19 protein-coding genes are annotated in these 19135 nt (G+C 70.3%); 6 read left to right on the top strand and 13 right to left on the bottom strand.

What is annotated here, in order from left to right; all coding sequences use genetic code 11:
• Positions 1-9 precede the first annotated feature (9 nt).
• From AB0I38_RS22480 to AB0I38_RS22510, 7 genes are all read right to left on the bottom strand, one after another.
• Positions 10-384, bottom strand: a complete 375-nt coding sequence (locus AB0I38_RS22480) for an STAS domain-containing protein (protein WP_358471114.1) — start codon at positions 382-384, stop codon at positions 10-12.
• A 199-nt stretch (positions 385-583) separates the two neighbouring features.
• Positions 584-2329, bottom strand: a complete 1746-nt coding sequence (locus AB0I38_RS22485; RefSeq protein ID WP_358471116.1) for a DEAD/DEAH box helicase — start codon at positions 2327-2329, stop codon at positions 584-586.
• A 133-nt stretch (positions 2330-2462) separates the two neighbouring features.
• A complete protein-coding gene (locus AB0I38_RS22490; RefSeq protein ID WP_358471118.1) occupies positions 2463-3278 on the bottom strand; it encodes a hypothetical protein in 816 nt (271 codons plus the stop codon).
• 165 nt (positions 3279-3443) lie between these two features.
• Entirely contained in the window at positions 3444-4832 is a 1389-nt protein-coding gene (locus tag AB0I38_RS22495; protein WP_358471120.1) for an MFS transporter, read from the bottom strand.
• A gap of 26 nt (positions 4833-4858) precedes the next feature.
• Positions 4859-5773: a zinc metalloprotease gene (locus tag AB0I38_RS22500; RefSeq protein ID WP_358471122.1), complete on the bottom strand. Its 915-nt coding sequence runs from the start codon at positions 5771-5773 to the stop codon at positions 4859-4861.
• A 78-nt stretch (positions 5774-5851) separates the two neighbouring features.
• Positions 5852-6112, bottom strand: coding sequence for a DUF3039 domain-containing protein (locus tag AB0I38_RS22505; RefSeq protein ID WP_189126143.1), 261 nt, complete (start codon positions 6110-6112; stop codon positions 5852-5854).
• Positions 6113-6216: 104 nt separating this feature from the next.
• Complete coding sequence (locus AB0I38_RS22510; protein WP_358471124.1) at positions 6217-7821, bottom strand: DHA2 family efflux MFS transporter permease subunit; 1605 nt, start codon at positions 7819-7821, stop codon at positions 6217-6219.
• Positions 7822-7978: 157 nt separating this feature from the next.
• Here AB0I38_RS22510 and AB0I38_RS22515 point away from each other — a divergent pair, with 157 nt between their 5' ends.
• Positions 7979-8725, top strand: a complete 747-nt coding sequence (locus tag AB0I38_RS22515; protein ID WP_358471126.1) for a TetR/AcrR family transcriptional regulator — start codon at positions 7979-7981, stop codon at positions 8723-8725.
• Here the strand turns inward: AB0I38_RS22515 and AB0I38_RS22520 are convergent.
• Entirely contained in the window at positions 8722-9300 is a 579-nt protein-coding gene (locus AB0I38_RS22520) for a YqgE/AlgH family protein (protein WP_358471128.1), read from the bottom strand. The genes AB0I38_RS22515 and AB0I38_RS22520 overlap by 4 nt on opposite strands.
• 116 nt (positions 9301-9416) lie before the next feature.
• On the opposite strand from AB0I38_RS22520, the gene AB0I38_RS22525 reads away from it, so the two are divergent.
• Positions 9417-9965 (top strand): hypothetical protein, encoded by a 549-nt coding sequence (locus tag AB0I38_RS22525; RefSeq protein WP_358471130.1) that lies wholly within the window; start codon positions 9417-9419, stop codon positions 9963-9965.
• Here the strand turns inward: AB0I38_RS22525 and AB0I38_RS22530 are convergent.
• From AB0I38_RS22530 to AB0I38_RS22545, 4 genes are read right to left on the bottom strand one after another with little or no spacing between them, the layout of a single operon-like run.
• On the bottom strand, positions 9952-11361 hold the full coding sequence (locus AB0I38_RS22530; RefSeq protein WP_358471132.1) for an NAD-dependent malic enzyme: 1410 nt from the start codon (positions 11359-11361) through the stop codon (positions 9952-9954). The two genes, AB0I38_RS22525 and AB0I38_RS22530, sit on opposite strands and share 14 nt — an antisense overlap.
• 57 nt (positions 11362-11418) lie before the next feature.
• Complete coding sequence (locus tag AB0I38_RS22535; protein WP_358471134.1) at positions 11419-12048, bottom strand: AAA family ATPase; 630 nt, start codon at positions 12046-12048, stop codon at positions 11419-11421.
• A 9-nt stretch (positions 12049-12057) separates the two neighbouring features.
• Positions 12058-12996, bottom strand: a complete 939-nt coding sequence (locus tag AB0I38_RS22540) for a tetratricopeptide repeat protein (protein ID WP_358471136.1) — start codon at positions 12994-12996, stop codon at positions 12058-12060.
• Positions 12980-13522: a MarR family winged helix-turn-helix transcriptional regulator gene (locus AB0I38_RS22545; RefSeq protein WP_358471137.1), complete on the bottom strand. Its 543-nt coding sequence runs from the start codon at positions 13520-13522 to the stop codon at positions 12980-12982. Before AB0I38_RS22545 ends, AB0I38_RS22540 begins: the two co-directional genes overlap by 17 nt.
• Before the next feature lie 242 nt (positions 13523-13764).
• Between AB0I38_RS22545 and AB0I38_RS22550 the strand changes: the two genes are divergently transcribed.
• On the top strand, positions 13765-15105 hold the full coding sequence (locus AB0I38_RS22550; protein ID WP_358471139.1) for a hypothetical protein: 1341 nt from the start codon (positions 13765-13767) through the stop codon (positions 15103-15105).
• A gap of 28 nt (positions 15106-15133) precedes the next feature.
• Positions 15134-15805, top strand: a complete 672-nt coding sequence (locus tag AB0I38_RS22555) for a DUF4230 domain-containing protein (RefSeq protein WP_358471141.1) — start codon at positions 15134-15136, stop codon at positions 15803-15805.
• 127 nt (positions 15806-15932) lie between these two features.
• On the opposite strand, the gene AB0I38_RS22560 is transcribed toward AB0I38_RS22555, so the two are convergent.
• Positions 15933-17120: an acetyl-CoA C-acetyltransferase gene (locus tag AB0I38_RS22560; RefSeq protein WP_358471143.1), complete on the bottom strand. Its 1188-nt coding sequence runs from the start codon at positions 17118-17120 to the stop codon at positions 15933-15935.
• An 81-nt stretch (positions 17121-17201) separates the two neighbouring features.
• Between AB0I38_RS22560 and mce the strand changes: the two genes are divergently transcribed.
• Entirely contained in the window at positions 17202-17633 is a 432-nt protein-coding gene (mce, locus tag AB0I38_RS22565; RefSeq protein ID WP_189126131.1) for a methylmalonyl-CoA epimerase, read from the top strand.
• Positions 17634-17816: 183 nt separating this feature from the next.
• Positions 17817-19103, top strand: a complete 1287-nt coding sequence (locus tag AB0I38_RS22570; RefSeq protein WP_358471145.1) for a DivIVA domain-containing protein — start codon at positions 17817-17819, stop codon at positions 19101-19103.
• Positions 19104-19135 lie beyond the last annotated feature (32 nt).

Raw genomic sequence — 19135 nt, forward strand, 5'->3', positions numbered from 1 at the left:
CCGGGGTCGCTAGGTCGTCATCGCCAAGCCCAGCGCCTCGTCGACGTCGTCGTACACCTCGAACGCGTTGCGCAGACCGGTGATCGACAGCACCCGCGCCATGACCCCGCGCACCCCGCCCAGCAGCAGCCGGGTGCCCCGGGCCTCGCACTCCTGCATCACCTCGACCAGCGCGTTGACCCCCATGGAGTCGCAGAAGCCGACGCCGCCCAGATCCACGACCATGAACGGGGTCGCGGGGAGCTCCCAGATCCGGCGCAGGTGCTCACGCAGCATCGGCAGCATGTACACGTCGAGCTCGCCTTCGAGACGGAGAACCGATGCGTTGGGGACGAGACCGGAGGTGACGACCAATGTCGGTTTGCCCGTGGCCCCAAACGACATAGGCAACGCCCTTCCGCTCAGCAACAGCCAAAGTGGTTGTTACCGCTTCCGGCCCGTCCCAATCAGATCGTCACGGGGGTGTGACCGAACGCTTTGAACCGCCCCGTGATCGGAGGACGGCGCCCCTGCTCGCCGCGTCCCCTGCTGACGGCGGCGAGCGGGGACGGCGGGCCGCCGTCCCCCGCTGACGGCGCGGCCGTCAGCGCCGCTGGGTGGCCCACTGGCGGATCTTGCCGATCCGTTCCTGGATCTGCTCGGCGGTGGCCTGGGCGATCGGCGGCCCGCCACACGCCCGCCGGAGCTCCGAATGGATGACGCCGTGCGGCTGGCCCGTGCGATGGTTCCAGGCGCCGACCAGGCCGTTGAGCTCGCGCCGCAGCTCGGCGATCTGCTCGTGCGGCGCCAGCGTGGCGGCCGGGGTCTCCGGCTGCCTGCGCTTGGCCTGCTGGTCGGACTGGCGCTTGCGGAGCAGGGTCGCCACCTGGTCGGGCTCCAGCAGGCCCGGCAGCCCGATGAAGTCCTCCTCCTCGGCCGAGCCCACCTCGGCCCCGGTGCCGAACTCGCCGCCGTCGAACAGCACCCGGTCGAACGTCGCCGACGTCTCCATGGTCTCGAACGGCAGCTCGTCACCCAGGACGTCGGGGTTGTCCTGCTTGCGGTTGGCCTGCTCCAGCAGGCTGTCGTCGAGCCCGTCCTCGGGCGGCCTGCGGTTGAGGACGTGGTCGCGCTCGACCTCCATCTCGTTGGCGAGCCCCATCAGGGTCGGCACCGAGGGCAGGAAGACCGAGGCCATCTCGCCCCGCTTGCGGGCCCGGACGAAGCGGCCGACGGCCTGGGCGAAGAACAGCGGCGTGGAGGTCGAGGTGGCGTAGACCCCGACGCACAGGCGTGGGATGTCGACGCCCTCCGACACCATGCGGACCGCCACCAGCCAGCGATCCTGGGACGCCGCGAAGCCCTTGATCTTCTTGGACGCCCCCGGGTCGTCGGACAGGACCACCGTGGCGCCCTCGCCGCTGATGGCCCGGAGGTGACGGGCGTAGGCGCGGGCCGTCTCGTGGTCGGTCGCGATCACCAGGCCGCCCGCGTCGGGCACGCCCCGCCGCACCTCGGTGAGCCGCCGATCGGCCGCCTGCATGACCTGACGGATCCAGTCGCCCTTGGGATCGAGCGCGGCGCGCCAGGCCTGGGAGAGCTGGTCCTTGGTGAGCGGGGTGCCGAGCGTGGCGGCGATCTCGTCGCCGGCGCGGGTGCGCCAGCGCATCTCACCGGAGTAGGCCAGGAAGATGACCGGCCGGACCACGCCGTCGTCGAGCGCCGGGCCGTAGCCGTAGGAGTAGTCGGCGACGCTGCGCTTGAGGCCCTCGACGTCCTCCTCGTAGCCGACGAACGGGATCGGGTTGTCGTCGGACCTGAACGGCGTGCCGGTCAGCTGGAGGCGGCGGGTGGCCGGCTCGAAGGCCTCGCGGATGCCGTCGCCCCACGACTTGGCGTCGCCCGCGTGGTGGATCTCGTCGAAGATGACCAGCGTCTTGCGCGCCTCGGTGCGCGCGCGGTGGAGGGCGGGGTGCATGGCGACCTGGGCGTAGGTCACCGCGACCCCGATGTAGTCGCGGGAGGTGGCCCCCTGACTGTTCTTGAACTCTGGGTCGATGCTGATGCCGACCTTGCCCGCCGCGTCGGCCCACTGGCGCTTGAGGTGCTCGGTGGGGGTGACGACGGTGATCGCCCGGATCACCCCATTGGCGATCAGCTCGCTCGCGATGCGCAGCGCGTAGGTGGTCTTGCCCGCGCCGGGCGTCGCCACGGTGAGGAAGTCACGCGGCTCACGGCTGAAGTAGAGGTCGAACGCCTCCTGCTGCCAGGCCCGCAACTTGGGGGCGGTGCCCCACGCGGCACGGTCGGGATAGGAAGGCGACAGGTGGGACGCGGCGAAGGTGCTCACCGCATCACCTCTGGGGTTGGTGTGCTTCGCTTTCTCACAGTGACCCAAGAGTAAACGGGGCCACCGACAAGACGTGCCGTGCACCGCGAATCCTGGCCAAGGTCACCGTCGCGTGCTAATGACCGTACATGGCTCATCGCACGCTCGCCATCAGTCCGTCGAGCACCTGCCTGCTGGCGTTTTCCTCGGGCTGGAGCAGGCCGACCAGCAGCACGGCCCGCTCGTCGCGCGTGAGCAGGATCACCCGGAGGTACGCCGGCCGGTTGACCACATCCTGATACTCGGCGCGCAGCGCCCGGGTGTGCCCCTGGGCGAGCTCCTTGTCCTCCACGACGCTGACCCGGTCGCCCTTGAGCAGCAGGCGGGAGTAGAGCTCGGCCGCCTCCACCGCGTCCTCCCAGGCGTCGTCCACGGCCCCCGGCACCGGCCTGGCCATCACCAGCGAGCCGGCCTGGTCCCTGGCGACCGAGGTGAACCCCGTCACCGGCGGCACCGCGTCCTGGTGCCATCCGGCGGGCAGCGGGATCGACACCCCCGCCAGCGAGTCGTGCAGCCGCCCGGTCTCCGGCCGGGGCTCGGCGAGCCGCAGCACCGTCACGACCAGTGCGGTGACCAGGGCCGAGGCGGCCAGCAGCGCGAGCAGCACGGCCAGGCGCCGCCGCCATGCGCGCCCCCTGGTCCGCCTTGGGAGTCCGGGGTCGGCGGGTGAGCCGTAGAGACGGGCGGAGGGCGGCAACGACTGCCAGGGCGGCCGCGTGTCGTCGCGCTCGATCCCGAGGGCGGCCGTCCGCCTGATCTGTGGGTTCCACGCCTCGTCGTCATCGTCCGGGAGGCGGCTCAGCCAGTCGGCGTCTGGCTCCTCGTCGTCCCACACCGGGTTCGGCGCCTTGGGAGGACGGCGATGCCTGGGGCCGGGACCCACGGGCCAGACACGGCGATCATCCTCCATGGCACCTCCCTGTCCCGCTGTCCTATCACTCCTTAGGGCTGCGATCAGGGAATTCGTGATCGTTGTGACACCAGGTACGGAATCACACTGGACGTACGAGGACTCGGCGTACGAGCGATCCGGCGTACGAGCGACCCGGCGGCGCGGAACTCGGCGGCGCGGGACTCAGCGGGCGCGGGACGCGAGGAGCGTGGCCGCCAGGGCCACCGCGGCCATGAGGCAGCAGATGAAGACGAAGCCGACGGCGATCTCCGCCGGGGTGTGGCCGATCACGTTGATCAGCGCGCCGCCGATGCCGAGCGCCAGCGCCGCCCCGAGCATGTCGGTCACGGACAGCGCCGCGCTGTTGGCCCCCTGCTCGTTGACCGGCGACTGCTTGAGCGCGGTGACGCTGACCGTGGCCATGCCCAGGCCCATCCCCAGGCCCGCCACGATCCAGGCGGGCACCGCGACCCACCCCGTGACGCCGGGCATCACCGACAGGATCGACAGCAGGACGCCGGCCACGACGCAGGCCGCGCCCAGTCGCATCCGTTTGTACGGCTCCACCTCGCGCCTGCTCTGCAGGTAGGACCCGGTCGACCAGCCGAGGGCGCCGGTGGTGAGGGCGATGCCGGCGGCCGTGGGCCCGAATCCCTTGACCGACTGCAGGGCCAGCGGGATGAACGAGTTGACGCCGAAGAAGGCCGCCGAGAACAGGCCGCGCATCATGATCGTGGTGGGCAGGCCCCTGCCGAACCGGAGCGCGCCTGGCGGAAGCAGCCTGATCAGCCCGTACACGAGGAAGGCCGCGGCCACGATCACCGCGATGGCGCTCGGCACGGGTGAGGAGCGCAGCTCCTCGATGCCGTACAGCAGCACGCCCGCTCCCCCGGCCGCCGCGGTGGCGGCCAGCGTCATCCTCTCCGGCTGGGAGCGCGGGCCCGACGAACGGGTCCGCTCCTCCTCGTCCGGCCGCTTCCTGAGCGACGGGAGCAGCATCACCAGAGCGGGCACCACCAGCGGGACGATGCCGTAGAACACCCAGCGCCAGCCCCACTCGTCGGCGACGAACCCGGCGACGGCAGGGCCGACCATGGCGGGCACCACCCACGCGGCCGACGTCGCCGCGAAGACCTTGGGCCGCACGTCCGGCGGGTAGACCCGGGCGATCATGACGTAGATCGCCACGATCGTGCATCCGGCCCCCAGCCCCTGGACGGCCCGCGCCATCAGGAACACCTCCTTGCCGGTCGCCGCGCCCGCCAGCGCCATGCCGGCCACGAAGAGCGCCATCCCGATCAGGAACGGCATCGCGTAGCCGTGGCGGTCGGCCCAGAGACCGGACACCACGTTGGCGAACAGGCTGGCGATGAGGAAGGCCGAGAAGCTCACGCCGTACAGGTTGAGCGCGTCGAGCTGCTCGGAGATCTCCGGCATGACGACGCCGACGGACATGCCCTCGAACGCGACCAGCGTCATGACGAGCAGGATGCCGAGCGTCGCCGTACGGTACGCCGGGCCGAAGACGCCAGGGGGTTTGTACGGAGTGTCGAGAGGCTTCGCTGCTGTCACCCCGACATCCTAGACGCGGTCCCCGCTCACATGGCGGCGCGCACTCCCTGGTCGCGGTAGACCGACCAGATCTGGCGCATCCGGACCGCCTGACCCCGGGTGAACTCCCGCATGCACCGGTCGTGGGCGTAGTCCATGAAGTTGTGGACCAGGTCGGGGCCGCCGCGCTCGCAGGTGTCCTTGAACTGCGGGCAGCCCTGGGTGGGAGCCGCCTCCGGCGCCGTGTCGTCGACCCCGTCGCCCGGCTGGACGCAGCCGTTCTCGAAGGTGTGGAACAGACCCAGCCAGTGGCCGATCTCGTGGACTCCGGTGTAGCCGAGGCTGTAGTCGGTCAGCGGGCCGCCGGGCATCGTGCGCCAGTCGATGACCACGCCGTCGCTGCCGGGGCTGCTCTGATACCAGTAGGGGTAGGTGGAGAAGCCGAGCACCCGATAGTCGAGCTGGACGACATAGAGGTTGAGGGTCTCGGGCCCGCCCCTGCGCAGGGCCGTCTTCATCTGCGTCTCGTTGGCAACCGGATCGGTGAACCAGGCGGCGTTCTGGGTGACGTCGGTGCCGTCCAGGCGGAAGCCGATGCCGGTGGCGGCTCCGCCCAGGCGCCCGGAGTAGGCGGCGGTGAGGGTCTGGAGCTGCGCCCTGACGTAGCGGTCGGGGACCTGGGTGACGCCGTCGGTGAGGATGTGCACCCAGACCGGCACCGTCACCGTGGCCGGCGGCGCCGCCCCGCCCAGCCGCGCGTCGATGTCGGTGAGCACCCTGGCCACGTCGCTGGGGCCTGGCGCCCCCGGCTCAGGCCCGCGCGGGTCGTCACGATGCCGGTGGGCCGAGTTGGGCGCCACGCAGCCGGACGCGGCGAACGCCGGTGAGTCCATGCGGATCGGCGACACGATCGTGGCCGTGAACAGGCATGCCAAAGAGACAGCGGTCGCGCGCCTGGCCATACGATCCCCCGTAAACGATATGAGCAGGTCTGATTACCGACCGTAGTCATATCCGGGGCGATCACCTGGCAGCAACACTCACTGCTTCTGGTCGTCGCCCTCGCCGCCGCCCGGGGGAAGACCCTCGTAGATCTCCTTGCATTCCGGGCAGACCGGGTATTTCTTCGGGTCACGGCTGGGCACCCAGATCTTGCCGCACAGGGCGCGGATGGGTGTGCCGGTCACCATGCTCTCGGTGATCTTGTGCTTGTCGGCGTAGTGGGAGAACCGCTCGTGGTCGCCGTCACCGTGTGACGTCTGCGGCGTGGTCTCCTGCTGAGGGAGGATCTTCGTGCTCACCTCACCGATTTTATGCCCGCCGGCGACCGCTCCCGCTGGCACGCCCTCCCCTGGAAAAGGGGTACGGCTCCCGCCACCAGGGCGAGAGCCGTACGGGAAAGCGGTCAGCCCATGTGGACCGGCGCGCCCTCCGTCTTGCGGCCGGACTTGACGAGCAGGGCCAGACCGGCGGTCACCAGCGCGACTGCCGTGCTCACCAGGAACGCCAGGTGCATGCCATCCATGAAGGCGTTGTTGGCCGCCGGGCCGACCAGCTGCACGAGCTGTTCGGGCGTGCCCTCGGGGAGCCCGCCGAAGGCGGCGGCCTTCTCCAGCAGCGTCATCTGCTCCGGCGGGATCGCCTGGGCCGCCGGGCCGAGGTAGCCGGGCAGCTTGGTGGAGATCTCAGCCGCCATGACGGCGCCGAGGATCGCGGTGCCGAGCGCGCCGCCGACCTGCATGGCCGACTGCTGCAGGCCACCAGCGACGCCACTGAGCTCGATCGGGGCGTTGCCCACGATGATCTCGGTGGCGCCGACGAAGACCGGCGACAGGCCGAACGCCAGCAGCACGAACGGGATCGAGGTGTCCACGAAGGTGGCGTCGATGCTGAGCTGCGACATGAGGAACATCGAGAGGGCCGTGATCAGCAGGCCCGCGGTCATCGTGATCTTCGGGCCGAGCCGGCCGAGCAGGAAGCCGGCCAGCGGCGAGGCGACGATCATGCCCGCGCTCATCGGCAGCATGCGCAGGCCGGCGTCGAGCGGGCTCAGGCCGTGGACGCCCTGGAAGAAGAAGCCGAGGAAGAACATCGCGCCGAACATGGCGAACGTCACCATCGTCATCAGCACGACGCCGATCGAGATCGAGGCGTTCCTGAACAGCGAGAGCGGCACCAGCGGCTGCTTGGCCCGGCTCTGCCAGAAGATGAACAGCCCGATGAGCACCGCGAACCCGGCCAGGAAGCCGATCGTCTTGCTGTCGCCCCAGCCCCACTCGGGAGCCTTGATGATCGACCAGACCAGCGCGAACATCGCGCCGGACAGCAGCACCACGCCTGCCCAGTCGATGCGGGCCAGCGTCTGCGTGCGGGGCTCCTTGATCAGGAAGATGCCCATGACCAGGGCGATGATCCCCACCGGCGCGTTGATGAAGAAGACGGACTCCCAGCTCACCTTCTCGACCAGCACGCCGCCGACGATCGGTCCGGCCGCGCTGGACAGGCCGATGATGGCTCCCCACGCGCCCATGGCCTGGTTGAGCTTCTCACCGGGGAACGCGCCGCGCAGCAACGCCAGGGCGGCGGGCTGGAGCAGCGCGCCGAACAGGCCCTGGAGCACCCGCAGGCCGATCAGCGCGCCCACCGGCGTGACGCCGGGAACGATCTCGGCCAACTCGGCGCTGAAACCGATGCCGACCGAGGTGAGCGCGAAGCCGACCACACCGATCAGAAAGACCCGCTTGTGGCCGAACAGGTCACCCAGCTTGCCCGCCGTGATCAGGAACACCGCCAGGGCCAGCAGGTAGCCGCTGGTGACCCACTGGAGGTCGGCCAGGGAGGCGCCCAGATCCTTCTGGATGACCGGGTTGGCGATGCCCACCACGGTGCCGTCGAGCATCACCATGATGACGCCGAGGCTGACCGCGAGCAGCACCAGCCATGGGTTGCCGCCGGTCCCCGTTCTACCGGGGCCCGGCGACGACGGCGCGTCTACCGTCGCGTGAGCCATAAAATTTCCCCCTCAACACACGCCCCAGAGCGGGGCAGACGTCACTTAAGCCGCCGGGTAATCTATGTCAGTCGGTGACATATGACAACTGGATTTTATTCGTCACCTTATGACTTATGGCACACTGTGACATGCGGGTTTCGAGGGAGTGACGGCCATGGGACTCCGGGAGCGCAAGAAGGTCAGGACGCGGCTCGCGATCCTCGACGCCGCCCTCGACCTGTTCCTCGAACAAGGGTACGACTCGACCACGGTCGACCAGATAGCGGGGGCCGTCGAGATCTCCCCCCGTACGTTCTTCCGCTACTTCACCGGGAAGGATCACCTGGTGCTCGGGTTGCACGACCAGGGCGTGGAGATCATGGTGGACACGCTGCGGAGCCGTCCCGCGGATGAGCCTCCCTTCACGTCGCTGTCGCACGCGTTGCGCGCGGTGGCTCATGACATGGAGGACTCAACACCCGAAGACGCCGCCCGATTCCTGAAGTTGCGCCGGATCTTCGACGACAATCCCCGTCTGGTGGGGCTCTCGGTGGCCAAGGTCGCGGAGACCGAACACGCCCTGGTCGGCGAGATCGCCGCCCGCAGGGGCGTCGATCCCGACTCCGATCGGCTCTCCCACCTCATCGTGGCGTTCGCCATGTCGACCATGCGCGTCGGCTTCGAGTGCCCCCTGCACGATGTCGCCGACCTGAACGAGATCGTACGGAGGATGCGGGAGACCATCGAGCTCGCCGAGGGCCTCATGCGGCCGGACTGGGACCCCGCGGGCCCGAACACCCCGGGCTGGGACCCCGCGGACTCGAACCCCGAGGACTCGAACACCCCGGAAAGAGACACGGTGGACCGGGACACGGCGGAAAGAGACGCGGTGGATCGGGACGGCTCACACAGGGACGCCTAGTTGAGCGTCGGGTCCTCGGGACAGGTCGCCACGAAGGCCAGCTCTCCGGCCTGCCGCCGGAGCACGTGGCGCCACAGCGAGCCGGGATCGGTGTGGAAGGTGTCGCCCGACTCGGAGTCGACGACGTACCACGCGCCCTCGGCGATCTCGCTCTGCAACTGCCCGGAGGTCCAGCCGGCGTAGCCGGCGAAGATGCGCATCTGCGCGATCTCTCCCTGCAGGATCTCGGGCGGCGCGTCGAGGTCGACCGTGCCGAGCCGCGAGACGGCGGGCGTGCCCGCGTGGAGCCTGCGCCAGCCGAGCGGCTCCGCCCCGCTCGGGACCGCCGCCAGCGCCAGCGCGCTGTCGGTCTGCACCGGGCCGCCCTCGAACAGCACCGGAGGGCCGGTCACCAGCGGATCCCACACCGGCAGCACCTGGGTCACCGAGATCTCGCTCGGCCGGTTGAGCACCACGCCGAGGGTGCCCCCGTCGAGGTCGTGTTCGAGGATCAGTACGACGCTACGCCGGAAGTTCGGGTCGTCGAGAAGCGGTGTCGCCACCAACAACCCGCCAACGTAGATCGCTTCCGCCATACGTCCATCATGAAGGGTCAACCGCCCATCCCGCTCCCCCACTCCGCGCACGTTACGCTATGCAGTCAAATGGGCACTATACGGAGTAAATATCTGCATCGTCGTGGAGCCCGCTCATGCGCACCGCCATCCACCTCAGCCTGGTCGCCCTGATCGTGGCCGTCCTGCCTCTGGCCGCGATGCTCCTGCTGCCCACCAAGGCAGGAGCGTGGCCGGACCTGGACGACCCGATCACGATGTCGGTCGACCGGATCAGCTGCCGCAGCGGGCAGGTCTCGGTCTCGCTGCGCAACCGCACCCGGCACCCGACCAGGTTCGACCTGCGGGCCGGCTCGTCCACGGTGATCAGCGGGACCGTCGACGGCCACGACACCGTCCGGCAGGACATCACCGTCGAGCAAGGCGACAGTGTGCGGATCAGGGCGTACTCGGTGGGCGGCTCACGCACCCTGATCGACTCGGCCCGCGCGGAGAACGACTGCCCGCAGGGATGGCGCCAGCGGTCACTGCCCCTCACCGGCCCGCCGCTCGCGCTCATCGCCAAGCTCGCGACCGCGGTCGCCCTGCTGCTCACCGGCGGGATCCTGTGGTGGTACGGCTCCGTCTGGCCCGGCTCCAGCCCGCCGGGCCCGGCGGATCATCCGGCTGGGGTCACGCCTCGGTGAAGCCCCGGGCGCGGCCACCGGCCGACTCGCGGACGGCCGCGGCGACCGCGGTGGCCACGTCGGGGTGGAAGACGCTCGGGATGATGTAGTTGGGGCCGAGCTCCTCGGCCGTCACGACGGCGGCCAGGGCTCCGGCGGCGGCCAGCAGCATCTCCGAGGTGACCTCCGTGGCCTGCGCGTCGAGGAGGCCGCGGAAGACGCCGGGGAACGCCAGCACGTTGTTGATCTGGTTGGGGTAGTCGGAGCGCCCCGTGGCCACCACGGCGGCGTGCTCGCGGGCGTCGTCGGGAGACACCTCGGGCTCCGGATTGGCCAGCGCGAACACCACCGCGTCGGGGGCCATCATGGCGATGTCGTCGCCCGTCAGGATGCCCGGCGCCGAGACGCCCACGAACACGTCGGCGTCCTTGACCGCGCCCCGCAGATCACCTGCGTAGCCCTCGGAGTTGGTGTGCTCGGCGATCCACCGCAGCGAGTCGTCGAGGTCGTCGCGGCCCTTGTGGACGGCGCCGAGATAGTCGCAGACGATCACGTCGCGCGCGCCGGCCGCGAGCAGCAGCCGCAACACCGCCGTGCCCGCCGCGCCCGCTCCCGCCATGGTGATGCGGACGTCGGCCAGCGGCTTGTCGACCACCCGCAGCGCGTTGGTGAGCGCGGCGACCACGCAGATGGCGGTGCCGTGCTGGTCGTCGTGGAAGACCGGGATGTCGAGCAGCTCGCGCAGCCGCCGTTCCACCTCGAAGCAGCGGGGCGCGGAGATGTCCTCCAGGTTGATGCCGCCGAAGCCGGGCGCGATGAGCTGGACCGTGCGGACGATCTCGTCGACGTCCTGCGAGTCGAGGCAGATGGGCCAGGCGTCGATGCCCGCGAAGCGTTTGAACAGCGCCGCCTTGCCCTCCATGACCGGCAGCGCCGCCTCGGGCCCGATGTTGCCGAGGCCAAGCACCGCCGAGCCGTCGGTGACGACGGCGACCGTGTTGCGCTTGATGGTCAGCCGCCGGGCGTCCTCCTTGTTGCGGGCGATCGCCATCGACACCCGCGCCACGCCGGGCGTGTAGGCCATCGAGAGCTCGTCGCGGTTGCGCAGCGGCACCTTCGACACCATCTCGATCTTGCCGCCGAGGTGCATGAGGAAGGTGCGGTCGGAGACCTTGTGGATGACGACGCCGTCGACGCCCTCCAGCTGGTCGACGATCGCCTGGGCGTGGTCGGTGTCCCGGGCCGCGCAGGTGACGTCGATGCGCAGCCGCTCGTGGCCCGCGTTGGTGACGTCGAGGGCGGTGACCACGCCGCCTGCCGACTCTACGGCGTGGGTGAGCTGGCTGACGGCCTTGCCGCCCGCCGACACCTCCAGCCGCACGGTGATGGAGTACGACACACTCGGGACGGTCGCCACGTCAATCGCTCCTTCGGGCCTGACCAAGAAGTCCTCCTATCGTAGGGGGAAATCCGGTCAGCTCAGCGCCGCCGCCGCCGTCGTGATGAGCTCGACGCACGTGGGGACGGGAATGCTGGTGCTGTCGATGACCAGGTGATAGAGACACGGATCGGCCGGATCGGCCCGGTAGAAGTGGCGCACATAGGCCGCGCGGGCGCGGTCGTTGTCCTCGATGAGGCGGCGGGCCTCACGCTCGCCGAGATCTCCCAAGGTCGCCGTCTGCAGCACCCGGCGTCTCAGCGGCGCGTCGAGTCGCACGTGCAGCGCGCCGGGATGGCCGGCCAGCACCATGGCCCCGGCCCGGCCCAGGAAGACCCCGCCCCGCACGCGGGCGGTCTCCCGGAGGATGCGCTCGGTGCGGTGGACGAAGTCCTCGGGCGCGTGCGGCAACGCGCCCGGGACGTACATGTCGATGCCGCCGAAGGTGACCGTCGGCAGCCGCACCGCACCCGACAACAGCCTGCCGAGGCCGTGCTCGGCCCGGTCGTCGTGGGCCAGCGCCTCCTCAAGCGAGCAGCCGAGCTCCTCGGCCACGGCGCTCGGGATGGCACGGTCGACGAAGGGCACACCGAGCCGCTCGGCGACCGCGGGGCCGATGAGGCTGCCCGCCGTGCCGTAGGTCGCGGAGATCGTGACGACCCGCATGCTCCCAGGTTAGAACAACGCGCTCGACAAAGCTCTACGTGCTCTGGCCAGAGACGGGTCTTCGGCGGGAAGCGCGTCGAACAGGCCGAGCAGGTGCCGCCTGGCCTTGTCACGCTCGTCACCCGAGGTGCGCTTGACCACGGCGACGATCCGGTCGAACGCCTCGTCGACGGCTCCGGACAGCATCTCGAGGTCGGCCGCGAGCAGCTGCGCGTCGATGTCGGCCGGGTCGGCGAGGCGCCTCTGCACGTCGTCGGGGTCGGCATCGGCGGTGCGCTTGATCAGGCCGACGCCCGCGAGACCCATCTTGGCGTCCTCGTCGCCCGGCGCCCGGGCCAGCAGCCGCTCGTAGGCGGCCTGGGCGGCGTCGAGGTCGCCCTGGTCGATCGCCTGCTCGGCGGCCACCAGGTCGGGGTCGGCCGGAGGCGCCTCGGGAGCCTCCTCCTCTCCGGCCTGGGGAGCCGGCCTGGCGTCGGGGTTGGCCTGGTAGAACTGCTCGACCGCGGCCATCAGCTCGTCGAGCCAGCGGCGCACCTCCTGCTCGGGCAGCACCTGCTGGAAGCCGGTGACGGCCTGCCCCTGGAAGATCGCCAGCACGGTCGGCACCGCCTGCACGCGCAGGGCCTGCGCGATCTGCGGGCTGGCGTCGACGTTGACCTTCGCGAGGACGGCCCTGCCGCCGGTCTCACCGAGCACCTTCTCGAGCACGGGGCTGAGCTGGGCGCTGCCCGGCGCCCGCGGCGACCACAGGTCGAGCACGACGGGCACGGTCATCGACCGGTCGATGACATCGGTCGTGAAGGTCTCCTCGGTCACGTCGACGATCGAGGCCGAGGAGGCCGCCTGCGGCCCTCCGCTCTCGCGCCGGGCCTGCGCCTCCAGTGCCTGCTTACGGGCGCCCAGATCGATCGCTCCGTAGAGCGATCCGGGCCTAGAGAAGTCCGCCATGCTCCTCATCTTGCCGCATCGCGAAGTCGCCCGCCGCCACCCGTAGGGTGCGCAACTGGTCGAACATCCGCCGCAGCTCGTCCTCGTCGTACATGGTGAGCCCGAAATCGGCGGCCATCAGATCGGCAGTCGCCTGCCGCACGGCGTCGCGACCGGCGTCGGTGATCTCGGCGAGCACGCCGCGTCCGTCGCGCGGATTGGGCAACCGGCGCACCAGACCCGAGCGTTCGAGCCGGTCGACCGTGTTGGTGACGCTCGTCGGATGCACCATGAGCCGCTCCCCGATCTTCGACAGTGGGAGCGCCCCGGTTCTGCTGAAGGTCAACAACACGAGAGCCTCGTACCTGGCGAAGGTCAAGTCGTACGGCTTCAGGAGCGAGTCAAGTTGCGACAGCAGGATCTGATGCGCTCTCATGATCGAGGTGACGGCGGCCATCGCGGAAGCGGGTCCGAAGCGGGCACGCCAGGTCTGAGCAGCGCGGTCGATGGGATCGAACGGCAGGTTGAGAGGCTTCGGCGTCGACACAGCGCTACCGTAGCGCGCTGCTCGTCCGGTTTGGACTGGTTACTCTGCGCGATCAGATTCGCCGCTTGACCAAGAATGCGGACGTGAAACATCACGCTCAGTTATGGTTCTCGCATCGAAAGGTGACGCGGAAGCCAAGTTCACCGGCGGTGGGGACCTGCCCGGACTGACCGTTTCCGCTTTACCAACGGGGCACGGGGGGTGCTTGATGAACGTCAACGGGGTAACGCGTGCCTGAACACGTGAGTGTTTCTCGCGAGGAGCTGAAACAGAGCGCGGCCGTCACGGTCGCCGTGCTCCTGGCTCTCGGCCTGCTCGCAGCGTGGAGTGTCCTGATACCGGGCGTCGACGCCTGGGAGAACATCGTGGCCGCGGTGATCGGATCGCTCCGGCTGACCGGGCCCGTGGCGGCGGCCTTCGCCGCGTGGGTGGCCCTGCGCAAGCGCAGGGCGTTGGGCGACCGCTGCCTGACGGCGTGGCGCGCGCTCAAGGCGCCGCTGGCCATCGTGCTGGTGGTGCTCGGCTCGTTCGCCGCGACGGTGCTGGTGCTGGCCGTCAAGACCGTGCTCACCGACCAGTCGGGCCGGCTCAGCCTGTCGGGGCTGGGCGTCGGCATGGCGGGGCTGGCGCTCTACTCGGTGATCGGGTGGGTCGCCGGCTGGCTGGCGCCCCGGGCCGTCACGCCGCCGCTCGCGGGGCTCGGCTGCTACGCACTGTTCACCTGGTTCGCCGACGGCCGTGGCTGGGCCGACCGGCTGGCTCCGGGCACGGGCGAGCCGTACGACCTGTTCCAGGGGCTGAGCGGCGCCGCGTTCCTCAACCAGACGATCTGGCTGCTCGGCGTCACGGCGGCGCTGCTGCTCGGCTGGACGGCGCTGGTGACCAAGCAGCCGCTGGTGCTGGCGTGCGCGCTACTGGCCGTGCTGGCGGCGGGCACCGGGGTGGCGCGGCTGCTGGGCGAGCCCAAGCCGGCGGCCGCGCAGGAGATCGCCTACAGCTGCCAGGACTGGCCGATCACGGTCTGCCTGCACCCTGGGATGCGCAGCGGCCTCACCGAGCTGGGCGCCACCTTCACCAAGATCGCCTCCCGGCTGGCGGGCACCCCCGCCGCGTTCACCCGGGTGGAGCAGCGGCCCCTGGAGGAGAGCCTCAAGCCGTCCACCGGCCTGGCGCCGATCCACGTGCGCGATCTGTCGGCCGGCTTCGCCGACCAGGCGTCCTATGAGTACGTCGAGTCGCTGGCCACCCGCTGCCCCGGCGCCCCGGCCGACGGCTACCGCGAGATCGTGATGGCCTGGCTGCGCGGCGAGCCGCTGCCAGGCGGTCCGCTGGCCGAGCACCAGTACGCCGCCGCCTGGTTCTCCGGGCTGAGCGAGCACCAGAGGCGCGAGTGGCTGCGCATGTTCTACAGCGACTTCCAGTCGTGCAAGCTGTCGAGCACCCACTTCGGCGGCGGCCCCGCCCAGATGGCCACGCCCCCGTCGGCGGTCGGCTCCTCACCGGTCTACCCGGTCTATCCGGCTCCCAGCGGCGATCCCTCGCCGACCTGGGGCCCACAGATGTCACCAAATGGCTGGCAATGATGATCGATACTCGGGTAGTCAACACCGCATGAAGACATCCCAGACGGAGCCGGCGGCGGAGACTCCCCGGCGGCGCCGCGCGTGGCGATATCTGGCCGGGTTCCTCGTCGTGGCGATCCTGCTGGTGGTCGGCGGACGACTGGCCTGGAGCTGGCTCGACCCCTTCGGCGAGGAGTCGGTCGACCGGAGCCAGCCGGTCCTCCTGCAGTCGATCAAGGACCTGAGCCGGTTCGAGGCGGCCACCGGCAACTTCCAGGTCGTGGTGGACCTGGAGAAGGACGCCACCTTCCTGCCCGACGCGGTCAAGGGCACCCGCACCCTCTTCGTGGGGGCGGGCGGCGTGGACGCCTATGTCGACTTCTCGACGCTGGCGGCCGGCGCCGTGACGGTCAACGCCGAGCGCACCGAGGCCACCATCCGGCTTCCCCGCGCGCAGCTCGAGAAGCCCAACCTGGACAACCGGCGCTCCTACGTCTTCGCGCAGCAGCGCGGGCTGCTGGACCGGGTGGAGGGCTTCCTGTCGTCCTCACCCGGTGACCAGCGGGAGCTGTACGTGCTGGCGGAGAAGAAGATCGCCGAGGCGGCCACCGCCAGCGACCTGCGGGCGAGGGCCGACGCCAACACCAAGGCCATGCTCGAAGGGCTGCTCAAGTCGCTCGGGTTCGACAAGGTGACGGTGAAGTTCACCGACGAGCCCTGACGCCCCGAGGTTCCCGCGAGGTCCCCGAGGTCTCTGAGGTCTCTGAGGTCCACGAGACCCTTGTGATCCCGCCAGGGACCCGGGGTTCCGAGGTCCCGAGAGGTCCCGAGAGGTCCCGGGTGTCCGCTCAGGCAGCCGGGACGGAGATGATCAGGGCGTCTCCCTGGCCGCCGCCGCCGCACAGGGCGGCCGCGCCCAGGCCGCCGCCACGGCGCCTGAGCTCGTGGGCCAGCGTGAGGACGATGCGCGCGCCCGAGGCGCCGATCGGGTGGCCGAGCGCGATGCCGCCGCCGTTGACGTTCACCTTGTCGAGCGGCAGGCCGAGCTCCTTGGCCGACTGGACCACCACGCTGGCGAAAGCCTCGTTGATCTCGACCAGGTCGAGGTCAACGGCCGCCAGTCCCTGCTTGCCCAGGGCGTGCTTGATGGCGTTGGCCGGCTGCGACTGCAGCGAGGCGTCGGGGCCGGCGACGTTGCCGTGCCTGCCGATCTCCGCCAGCCAGGGCAGGCCCAGCTCCTCGGCCTTGGCCTTGGACATGACGACGACCGCGCAGGCGCCGTCGGAGATCTGCGAGGCGGACCCGGCCGTGATCGTGCCGTCGGCCGCGAACGCGGGCCGCAGCCTGGCGAGGGTCTCCACGGTGGTGTCGCCCCGCACGCCCTCGTCCTCCTTGACGACCAGCGGCTCGCCGCGCCGCTGCGGGATCTCCACCGGCACGATCTCGTCCTCGAAGGCGCCGTTCTTGATGGCCGCCGCGGCCAGTTGGTGGGAGCGGGCCGACACGGCGTCCTGTTCCTCGCGGCCGATGCCCAGGCGGGCGTTGTAGCGCTCGGTCGACTCGCCCATGGCGCACTGGTCGAAGGCGCAGAACAGGCCGTCGTGGGCCATCGAGTCGACCACCTCGCTGCCGCCGTACTTGACGCCCTTGCGCAGACCGGGCAGCAGGTGCGGCGCGTTGGTCATCGACTCCATGCCGCCGGCCACCACGATGTCGAACTCGCCCGCGCGGATGAGCTGGTCGGCCAGGGCGATGGCGTCGAGGCCGGACAGGCACACCTTGTTGACGGTGATCGAGGGGACCGTCATCGGGATGCCGGCCTTGACCGCCGCCTGGCGCGAGGGGATCTGGCCCGCGCCCGCCTGCAGCACCTGGCCCATGATCACGTACTCCACGGCCTCGGGCGCGACCCCGGCACGGTCCAAGGCCGCCTTGATGGCGATGCCACCCAGGTCGACGGCCTGCAGCCCGGACAGCGCGCCGAGCAGTTTGCCGATCGGGGTGCGTGCCCCTGCGACGATGACGGAACCAGACATGGCGGCCTCCTGTGCCCACGAGGGATTCTTTGACACCATACCTACGTGGAAAAGGACGTTAGCAGTGGAGGTAGGCCACATATGTTCATGCGTATCGACCACATCGGAATCGCTTGCCACGATCTTGAGGAGAAGATCGAGCTGTTCTCTGGAACGTTCGATCTGACCGTGGTGGCCCGCGAGGTGAACGAGGAGCAGGGCGTCAAGGAGGCCATGCTGCACATCGCCGACGGCGAGGGCGGCGGCTCCTACATCCAGTTGCTCGAACCCCTGTCGGAGGACTCCCCCGTGGGCAAGTTCCTCGCCAAGCGGGGCGAGGGGGTGCACCACGTGGCCTTCGGGGTGCCCGACGTCGCCGCGGCGATGGATCAGATCGGGGCAAAGGGCGTAAGGCTACTCGACGAGCGCCCGCGGCACGGGTCGATGGGGTCGGAGATCGCGTTTCTGCACCCCAAGGACGTGGGAGGAATGCTTACGGAGCTGGTCCAGGCGGCCCGGCCCGCACAAACCTAAAAATCGTTCATATGTAACTAGTCACGCAGAAAGTTGGACGGGGCCTCGGAGTCGGCATCGGCGGAGTACGCTGGCTTTCCACCGGACAAGGGGCCTGCCGCGAGGCACAGGCTCCTGGCTCGGATGCCCCGAACCCCCCGTCCGGCCCGTGTAGCCGTCTCGACAACCCAGGATCGAGCCTCCATGCAGTCCGACATCGACGCCCAACTCAACAACTTCTTCGAGGACGCCCCCGCACGCGAGTTCGACGTGGTGCTCCGTGGTTACGACCGCCACCAGGTCCATGACCATTTGAAGCAGCTCGACGGCGAGCTACGAACGGCCCGCGAGCAGGTCACGGGCCTGCAGCGCGACCTGTCCGACTCGCAGCGGCAGCTCCAGGAGCAGGAGCGCCCCACCTACTCCGGTCTGGGCGCCCGCATCGAGCAGCTGCTACGGCTCGCCGAGGAGCAAGCCACCGAGCTCGTCCAGGCAGCCAGGTCCGAGGCCAACGAGATCAAGGCCGCGGCCAAGGTCGAGGCGGCGGACCTGCGGGCGGCGGCGGAGGCCGAGGCGGCCGACAAGCGGGCGCAGGCCACTCGCGAGAGCGACGAGATGCGCACCAGCGCCGAGCGTGACGCCGAGGAGATCCGCTCGACCGCGCGCCGCGAGGCCGACGAGCTGACCAACACCACCGAGCGCGAGGTGGCCAAGCTCCGTGCCACCGCCGACCACGAGGTGGCCGAGAAGCGGGCCGACGCCGAGCGCGAGATCGCCAAGCTGCGCACGACGACCGAGCGCGAGGTCGCCCAGCTGCGGGCCTCGACCAAGCGCGAGCGCGACGAGGTGCTGACCACCGCCAAGCGCCAGGCCGACGAGATGCGGGCGCAGGCGCAGCGGGTGCTGGAGGAGTCCGAGGCCAAGCGGGCGCAGGACGAGGCCGAGTTCGAGATCCAGCTGGCGTCCCGGCGCGAGGAGGCGGAGCGCCAGGAGGCCGATCGCCACTCCAGCGCGCAGGCCGCGACCCAGAAGCTGGTCGCCGAGGCCGAGCAGCGCGCCGCGACCGCCGAGTCGCGGGCCACGAAGGCCACCCAGCAGGCCGACCAGACCCGCCGCGAGGCCGATCTGCACGCCAAGCAGCTGGTCGCCAACGCACGCAAGAACTCCGAGCAGATCGTGGCCGAGGCCAAGTCGAGCGCGGAGACCATAGTGACCGAGGCGAAGAACGACGCGGAGCGCACCCGCTCCTCGATGCAGCGCCAGGTCGACGAGCTCACCCGCCAGCGCGACAGCATCACCAGTCACCTCGCGCAGCTGCGTCAGCTGCTCGGTGGCGCCGCACTGCCGGGCATGGAGCCCGAGCCGGCCGTGGCCGCGGCCCCGCCGAAGCCGGCGATCGCCGCACCCGCCAACGACAGGCCGATCACGCCGGCGCCCGCGCCCAAGCCGGAGACCAAGGCCGAGGACGACGCGGAGTGGTGGCAGGAGTAGTCCGGAAGCCACTACACGGGGGCTGACAGACG

Origin of the sequence: Nonomuraea cavernae (assembly GCF_040655715.1) — a bacterium.
Lineage (GTDB): Bacteria > Actinomycetota > Actinomycetes > Streptosporangiales > Streptosporangiaceae > Nonomuraea > Nonomuraea cavernae_A.

Excerpts from the sequence above, each read along its gene's own strand:
- AB0I38_RS22480 (WP_358471114.1), bottom strand. The coding sequence starts at position 384 with ATGTCGTTTGGGGCCACGGGCAAACCGACATTGGTCGTCACCTCCGGT.
- AB0I38_RS22490 (WP_358471118.1), bottom strand. The coding sequence starts at position 3,278 with ATGGAGGATGATCGCCGTGTCTGGCCCGTGGGTCCCGGCCCCAGGCAT.
- AB0I38_RS22500 (WP_358471122.1), bottom strand. The coding sequence starts at position 5,773 with ATGGCCAGGCGCGCGACCGCTGTCTCTTTGGCATGCCTGTTCACGGCC.
- AB0I38_RS22510 (WP_358471124.1), bottom strand. The coding sequence starts at position 7,821 with ATGGCTCACGCGACGGTAGACGCGCCGTCGTCGCCGGGCCCCGGTAGA.
- AB0I38_RS22515 (WP_358471126.1), top strand. The coding sequence starts at position 7,979 with ATGGGACTCCGGGAGCGCAAGAAGGTCAGGACGCGGCTCGCGATCCTC.
- AB0I38_RS22520 (WP_358471128.1), bottom strand. The coding sequence starts at position 9,300 with ATGGCGGAAGCGATCTACGTTGGCGGGTTGTTGGTGGCGACACCGCTT.
- AB0I38_RS22525 (WP_358471130.1), top strand. The coding sequence starts at position 9,417 with ATGCGCACCGCCATCCACCTCAGCCTGGTCGCCCTGATCGTGGCCGTC.
- AB0I38_RS22535 (WP_358471134.1), bottom strand. The coding sequence starts at position 12,048 with ATGCGGGTCGTCACGATCTCCGCGACCTACGGCACGGCGGGCAGCCTC.
- AB0I38_RS22540 (WP_358471136.1), bottom strand. The coding sequence starts at position 12,996 with ATGGCGGACTTCTCTAGGCCCGGATCGCTCTACGGAGCGATCGATCTG.
- AB0I38_RS22555 (WP_358471141.1), top strand. The coding sequence starts at position 15,134 with ATGAAGACATCCCAGACGGAGCCGGCGGCGGAGACTCCCCGGCGGCGC.
- AB0I38_RS22560 (WP_358471143.1), bottom strand. The coding sequence starts at position 17,120 with ATGTCTGGTTCCGTCATCGTCGCAGGGGCACGCACCCCGATCGGCAAA.
- mce (WP_189126131.1), top strand. The coding sequence starts at position 17,202 with ATGTTCATGCGTATCGACCACATCGGAATCGCTTGCCACGATCTTGAG.
- AB0I38_RS22570 (WP_358471145.1), top strand. The coding sequence starts at position 17,817 with ATGCAGTCCGACATCGACGCCCAACTCAACAACTTCTTCGAGGACGCC.